Source organism: Pseudomonas sp. Sample_16 (assembly GCF_004307665.1).
Lineage (GTDB): Bacteria > Pseudomonadota > Gammaproteobacteria > Pseudomonadales > Pseudomonadaceae > Aquipseudomonas.
On record NZ_RCOB01000170.1, the window covers coordinates 3,661 to 10,023 of the forward strand.

The following is a 6,363-nucleotide window of genomic DNA, read 5'->3' on the forward strand; positions in this document are numbered from 1 at the left end:
GAACGTTTCTTCCTCCGTGTCGAGAAGGTACCACCGGCTATATTTGCCCATTTTTAAACTCTCATAGTTCATCAAAAGAACCGCATCTTGAGGCTTGGTATTTAGTGTGCAACCTTTGACTGCTTTTGAAATACCTGCATCCAGTAACGTCATTTCCGCATCGATGCTGAGAATATTGCACAGGGGCACTTCGGCCGGAATTATCGCGCGAGTACCTTTTGCAAGATCCGCATGAGCGAACCCTGTGATCATCAACGACACAATTACCGCTATCCACGCGCTTCGCATTTTGGTTGACACCATTTATGAACCTCCCATCAGGCGCTGATGTTCGCCCCTATAAGCTGCGAACACGTTCAGCGCGGCATATTCGACCTAACTCACTAATCTGTCTGTAAGGAAATCCCGCAATGTCGCTTGTACGATGGGTAGCTCCGGGAAGCGAGAGTAAAGCCGTCTCCCAAGTTAAGCTGGCTTCAAAGAAAAAAACCCACAGCTCCCAGGGCAAGAGATGTGGGCAAAGTGCACTGTCACTACTGGTGCTCGAAAGGGCGCGCATTCTGACGCTAAGTTCTTTCTCAGCTTCAAGCGTGCGCGCTTAGCTCTCAATGTGAATCTAACTCAAGGGCCGGATCGCTGTAAGTAGGGAAAACCTTCATTTGTAAAAAACCATTAATTTTTTGGTGGGTGCTGTCCCTAGGGTCGATAAGTCGCTGTTTATCTGCGGCCAGACATCCTTATCGTGTCGGTGAAGGACCGTTCCCTAAGAAAGAATAGGCCAATGTACTATAACTATTTAGTGGTAGGGGCGAATCTAGTATCACAAAATCTTCCTGTGCTCCGGTGCGCGCAACGACCTGGAGCGATTTAAGGCTTCCCGGGGACTAACGGCTGGCAGCATTGATGAGCTGGCTAGGGACCTGAGCTGCCGGGCGATAAATCAGCTGCCAACCGCTCCTAGCGGTTGTTTCGCGCCGTCGCTTTCAGTAACATTTATTACCCTAACGCATGTGTCAAATTACAAATAAATTAACTCCACAGTGGCGGCGCCATCTAAACTAATATCACTATTTGCATCTAACGTGTTTTTTGGAGCAATCGTTGCTGTCGCAGCGAGGTCATAAGAGGCAGTGGTAAATGCTACTGGGTTGTTTTGGGTGGTGCTCGTGGACCCGAGAGAAAAAATATCTGGCCGAACGCCATAGGGGATTAGCTTTCCACCACCACCTGCGCCGCCGGCATTATTCCAAGTAGTTGTGGTCTTATATTTTAAAGCACCAGCGCTGCCGTCTATATTAACGTTCAAAATTTCCAGAATGTAGTCGCCGATTTTATTACCACCTCCGTCGAGACCCAACCCAAAGTTGAAATTGTTGGATACGACAACTGTATTAGCTCGGTTATCCAGTGCTTTGAACCCTACCAGGGTCGGATTTTGACAAGCGATATTCATTTGCAATGCTGTGCTGGTAGGCAGTTGGGTACTCCCGCTTGGTGTAAAACAATTGCCGTGCCCAAAGAAAAATTTCCGCCACTGGTTATCGTAAGGTCGCATGATGGTGGGTTGATGGTTCCGAGCACCTGCATGTCGACCGAGGTTGCCGCTAAAACCGGATGGATCAATGTGACAAAGGGCACTAGCAGGAGCTTTTTCACGGGAAAGTCCTCTTTTAATATCTTGAAGTGGCGCACCATTCAGAAAGAATCAGCGTGGTGAGCGAGGCGGCAGCTCATGCATTGCGCCATAGTTCAGCGGCTTGCACTGTAAGGAAGCGCCTAATACCCTGTAGGGAGATAGTACTGCTTTCTAACTACTCGGCCGAGGCCGACAAGTCCATCCGCGTACCAAATAGCGCTCGGCCAAAATACCTCCCATGCATCAGAGAGAGCTGGTATCCTTCCGAGTGCAACCAGTTAAACGATCAGGACGTACGCAGCAACCTTAAGTACAACGTATTGTGGTTGCGCTGATTGGATCCTAGCTGAAAAAAAACATGGGCATTCTGGGAGAAAGCTAGCGAGCGGGCCCTGGAAAAAAGAAGCGCCCACCTTTAAAAATCGGGCACCGCCCGCACCGCTAGCTTTCTCAGGGGATCGATTCTATTAGTTAATTTGCTTTAAGCCTGTAGGCGGAAAGCGCAGCGCTTGTAGGGATGAACCTAGTGTTCCTGTCCAGGGCTTGAATTTGAGCAGCTCGGAGTTGCGCTGTCGCTTGCACTTCCTTGCAGCTTTGCCAAGACCGGCCACAGCTTAGAGCAAGCTGATTCGCTATCGAGAGTAAAACGCATGTGATGCTTGCTCAGAAGAAACGAGTAGCACCAACCGTTAATTGAGGATTTGTAGTGGCAGCGGGAAGCGGCGCTCTATCGCATATCATGACGGACTTTTTCTATCCTATTACAACTGCAGGTGTATCTGAGATAACACTGAAAGCTCATCGCTCCCTTGGCGAGGTAAAGTCAGCTAGCGCCTTTCGCGCCGACGCACGGCTTGTGCTATTCAGAGCGAAATCCCTCGACGGGGAACTGAATGGCATTTTCTCGGGCGATTATTTGCGCTCGAGCGGTTTTCATATTCAGCGTCAGCGCCGCCGCGCTGAGTGTTTTACCTGCTTGCGCCAGTCTACGTAAAGCGGGCGCAAGTTTGGCACGCTCCTTTCGTAACCGAAGGTAATGGGCATCAGGAATGCTATGCCCGGTTAGCCCACTGATCCCTGCCTGAATCTGCTGAATTGAGTGTCCAGCGGCAAAAAATATTTTTTTTTGCTCCTCCAAGGCCTTCAGCATGGCCTCGCGTGAAACCAGTTTTGGCTCGTCGTTCACGTAGTAACCTCATTAAGCGTCTTTTTATATCATCCGCCGTGGTAACGCTTGATTCATGACTGCTGTTCAGCGTCTCTAGACTGACCGCCGCGTCGGTGCGCATTAAACCCGCAGCCTAGAATCCAATTCTGTAGGTAAATACTGCAAATAGAGTCAGCGCTGAGCCGGTGAGGTACTAGGTGTCCTGTCAGTTTTGATAGTCATCAAGCCATCTGCGGGAAATCCCTACAGTCATGACCCATCCAAAGCGCGTATGCTGGAGTAGATAAATATGCTTTCATCGCACAACATTGCTCTTCTCTGTCTAGGGCAAATAAATTCAGACCCGGTACTAATGGCTACCGGCCTCCAACAATAATTACTTAGCGAGTAAAACATGGACAAGTCGTGTAATACTTTAAGTGAATCAAGCGCCAGTAAGTCCCGGCGCAAACCCACTAACAACAAGGTGCTCATAGTAGATGAACACCCGCTTATCCGGCTGGCACTACATACTTGTTTATCACGACATGGTCTGGAGCGGATCGCAGAGGCTCGCGATGGAAGAGAGGCGATTCGGTATATTCATCAGCATGAACCCGACCTGATGATCACTGAATTGGATCTTCCCACATTAAGTGGTTTGGTGGTTCTCGAGCATATAAAGCAGCTGGCGTTACCAATTAAAACATTGGTTTTTTCGGCCCACACTTCGCGACTATCAATCATGAACTGCGCTTTGGCGGGAGCCCATGGATTCGTTAGCAAGGCGCAGGAGGTCAGCGCTTTGTCCATGGCGTTATTGCGTGTACGAAATGGGGAGACATTTTATCCTGACTGGGTCGAGCGAGAGCGAGCCCAAAGTGTTGACGATCCAATGAGGGGGTTGTCAGTGCGTGAACGCCAGGTTCTTCAATTGTTATCTGAAGGGATGAGCAATATGCAGGTCGCTGAACGGATGCAGTTAAGCGATAAAACGGTCAGCACTTTCAAAACCCGATCTCTACGAAAACTGAATGCTAAGAGTGTCGTAGAAATTGTACACAGATTTAAATAATGTTAAAAGGCTGATGCCGTCGCCTGACTACTCTTAGTCAATCAGCGGCTCAGCCTCGGTTTGCCTTCTGCTGACACTTTGCTGAATTCACTGAGTTATGTCGCGCATGCTTAATGTGTAAGGGTACAAACTCTCTCTCATTTGAGTCACGCTCGATTATGACTTTAACTGTGAATATAAAAATGCAGTCAATGAACGCAACGCGCGGCTCGAGAGCACTCAGCAATCATAGATAAAGAAGCTCAAGCGTCGCGGAGCCGCTCAGCTCAATCTGTACAGTTGTGTTAATACTGTTTTTGGGCGCAATCATGGGCCTAATGACCATTGGAACAGATACTGTAGTCAGCAATGATGGAGGAGATCCAGCGGCCACTTTGCTCCACGATGAGATTGTAGTGGGCGAGGCCCTGACTAAGGTGGCGTTGTTGGCGCCGCTCACAGAAAACCAAGTGCTTCCACTGTTCGAGGACATTGTCATATAACCTTGCGCGCTGTCGATACTAGGGTTATCTAAATAAATTTGATAATTGCCAACGTTGTGGCCGTCGCTATCAGTGCCCAGTCCAAAATATTTGGCATCCTGAGCAACGGGGAAGTAGGTTGTGGGGTGAACATTATCTACCGCGGATAATCCAACCAAGGTAGGGCCGGCACAACCAATTTTGAGGTCGCCTGCCGGGACGTCAGCGAGGCTTGTACTAACGGTTTGATTCAGTGCGCCCGAAGGAATTGTCCCCAAAACTATGTTCAAGTTACCGCTTAGGGCAATCGAACAGGAGGGAGGAGAGACTGTCCCTTGAACTGCGAGATCCACGGATGTTGCTGCAGCAGCGGTATGCGCTACTAAAACCAGTGGGATAATTACCCTCATCGCCGGCACCTCTCTTCATCAACGTCACCGTGGGTTAGCGTTCGATATAGCTACAGTCAATAATGTGTACCCTTAAAATTTATTGCTCTGATAAATGTCAGCCTCTTGCTCCTCACTGATAACGCTATACTATTTTATTGCTGAGCTACGTCTATCATCCTGACGTATGAGAGATTAGCAACGCACAACACAATATTTCTGTAGGGCGATCCTGCTCTGGGGGAGGGTAACGCCCTATAGGTATGTTGCAGTTCAACCCACAGGGGGGGGCAAGGTCAAAGATATGGCAACTTCCGAGATATTGAATTGGCTTAGGAGGTGAGCCCGCGCGTGATACCGCATGCCTGCCTTTATTTCCATAATGCTCGCAAAATCGATCGCGTTTATCGAGATCAAGCATCAACCCTCCCTAGATTGTTCTTGCAAAGAAGCACACCAGCCGCACTGACTTCATTGAATACGGCCACAACCTTCAATGTTATATTAGCCTCAGGCGTCGGAAGCTAAGCCGCATCTTTCATGCATTTCATGAGCGTTCTGCTTCCGCAAACTCTTTCTGAAACAATTGCGCTTGTTCGCTGGGCTTTTTTTTCCATGTTTTTCGGTCGGGTGGAAGCTGGGCGGCATAGGTCTTTAATTCGCCGCCTTCGATCTCTTGAAAATGCTGCACTTGGCGAAGCAGTTCAGTTCGCAATTCATCTTTGGTCATCATCGGCCTTTTATTCAACACTCAACGCGTAAGTTTTAGTTCATTGGCGACGCTCATTAGCCGATTCGAGGCGGGATAAAAAGCGGTCACCCTCTAGAGAATAGCCGGCCCAGCATCAAGAGAGCAATGAGCTCAAGCGCCTCGCCCAGAGGGCATACACCTAAGACTGCTCTCTGAATGACTTCAGAGGCATACTACATCGGACTGGCAGCCGCACTGTGGGCAGTGGATTAAACTAATGACGTACAGCAAGAGCCCATAAATTGGCTTGGGCTGCAGTAGGTGCGCACCTTATCTGAGCAACGCACGGTTGCGCCACTGCATTCGTAGCTGCTGAAGTGGAGCGTGAAGGGAGACTGAAATGAAACAGCTGCTGCTCGCCCTCATAGGGCTATTACTGTCTGCTTGTGCCGCGGAGGCCAAATATCAGAACATGTTGAGTGCCCTACAAGGCATCGAGGAATTGAGCCTAATCCGACGCTGGGGGCCGCCAGACGAAGTCTATGAGTCCCAGGGGCACCGTTTCTTGACTTATAATCATAATCAATCAGTGATGCTTCCAGGGGCAGAACCCATCTATCAATCGACCCTTTCCGGCGACACGGTTTATACTCGAGGTTATGGGGGGTATCCGCCGACGATCGTAACCTTGTCTTGCGTAACGACCTTCGAAATCGTCGATAGTAAAATAGTGAGCTCGTCGTATCATGGTGACAATTGCAGAGCCAATTGAGACCGCAGTAGCGATGAAGCCGAGTGGACGCTCTACTAATGGGCGGGCCTTGCTACTGGCCAGCCCTGCGGTACCGAGAAGTGGGTCTTTTTCTCTGCTTATTCTTTCAAAAGAGCCAGGATGGTGAGCCTTTTCTTTTCCATCAGGGGCGAATACTGTTTCGATAGAAAAGTAGCAGTTTTGCTAGGTAGG

7 protein-coding genes are annotated in these 6,363 nt (G+C 49.3%); 2 read left to right on the top strand and 5 right to left on the bottom strand.

Annotated elements, in window-relative coordinates; all coding sequences use genetic code 11:
* The 3 genes from D8U69_RS29525 to D8U69_RS22640 all read right to left on the bottom strand — a co-directional run.
* Nucleotides 1-303, bottom strand: a 303-nt coding sequence (locus D8U69_RS29525) for a hypothetical protein (RefSeq protein WP_177434592.1), incomplete at its 3' end; no start/stop codon positions are given.
* 715 nt (nt 304-1,018) lie between these two features.
* Nucleotides 1,019-1,453: a hypothetical protein gene (locus D8U69_RS22635; protein ID WP_177434417.1), complete on the bottom strand. Its 435-nt coding sequence runs from the start codon at nt 1,451-1,453 to the stop codon at nt 1,019-1,021.
* A 1,042-nt stretch (nt 1,454-2,495) separates the two neighbouring features.
* Complete coding sequence (locus D8U69_RS22640) at nt 2,496-2,822, bottom strand: hypothetical protein (RefSeq protein WP_130908164.1); 327 nt, start codon at nt 2,820-2,822, stop codon at nt 2,496-2,498.
* A gap of 376 nt (nt 2,823-3,198) precedes the next feature.
* Here D8U69_RS22640 and D8U69_RS22645 point away from each other — a divergent pair, with 376 nt between their 5' ends.
* Nucleotides 3,199-3,858 (top strand): response regulator transcription factor, encoded by a 660-nt coding sequence (locus D8U69_RS22645; RefSeq protein ID WP_130908165.1) that lies wholly within the window; start codon nt 3,199-3,201, stop codon nt 3,856-3,858.
* Nucleotides 3,859-4,084: 226 nt separating this feature from the next.
* Here D8U69_RS22645 and D8U69_RS22650 read toward each other — a convergent pair whose 3' ends face one another.
* Nucleotides 4,085-4,729 (bottom strand): hypothetical protein, encoded by a 645-nt coding sequence (locus D8U69_RS22650; RefSeq protein WP_130903523.1) that lies wholly within the window; start codon nt 4,727-4,729, stop codon nt 4,085-4,087.
* A 526-nt stretch (nt 4,730-5,255) separates the two neighbouring features.
* Entirely contained in the window at nt 5,256-5,438 is a 183-nt protein-coding gene (locus D8U69_RS22655; protein WP_130903522.1) for a hypothetical protein, read from the bottom strand.
* Nucleotides 5,439-5,799: 361 nt separating this feature from the next.
* On the opposite strand from D8U69_RS22655, the gene D8U69_RS22660 reads away from it, so the two are divergent.
* Nucleotides 5,800-6,171 (top strand): hypothetical protein, encoded by a 372-nt coding sequence (locus D8U69_RS22660; RefSeq protein WP_130908166.1) that lies wholly within the window; start codon nt 5,800-5,802, stop codon nt 6,169-6,171.
* The last annotated feature ends 192 nt before the right edge of the window (nt 6,172-6,363 follow it).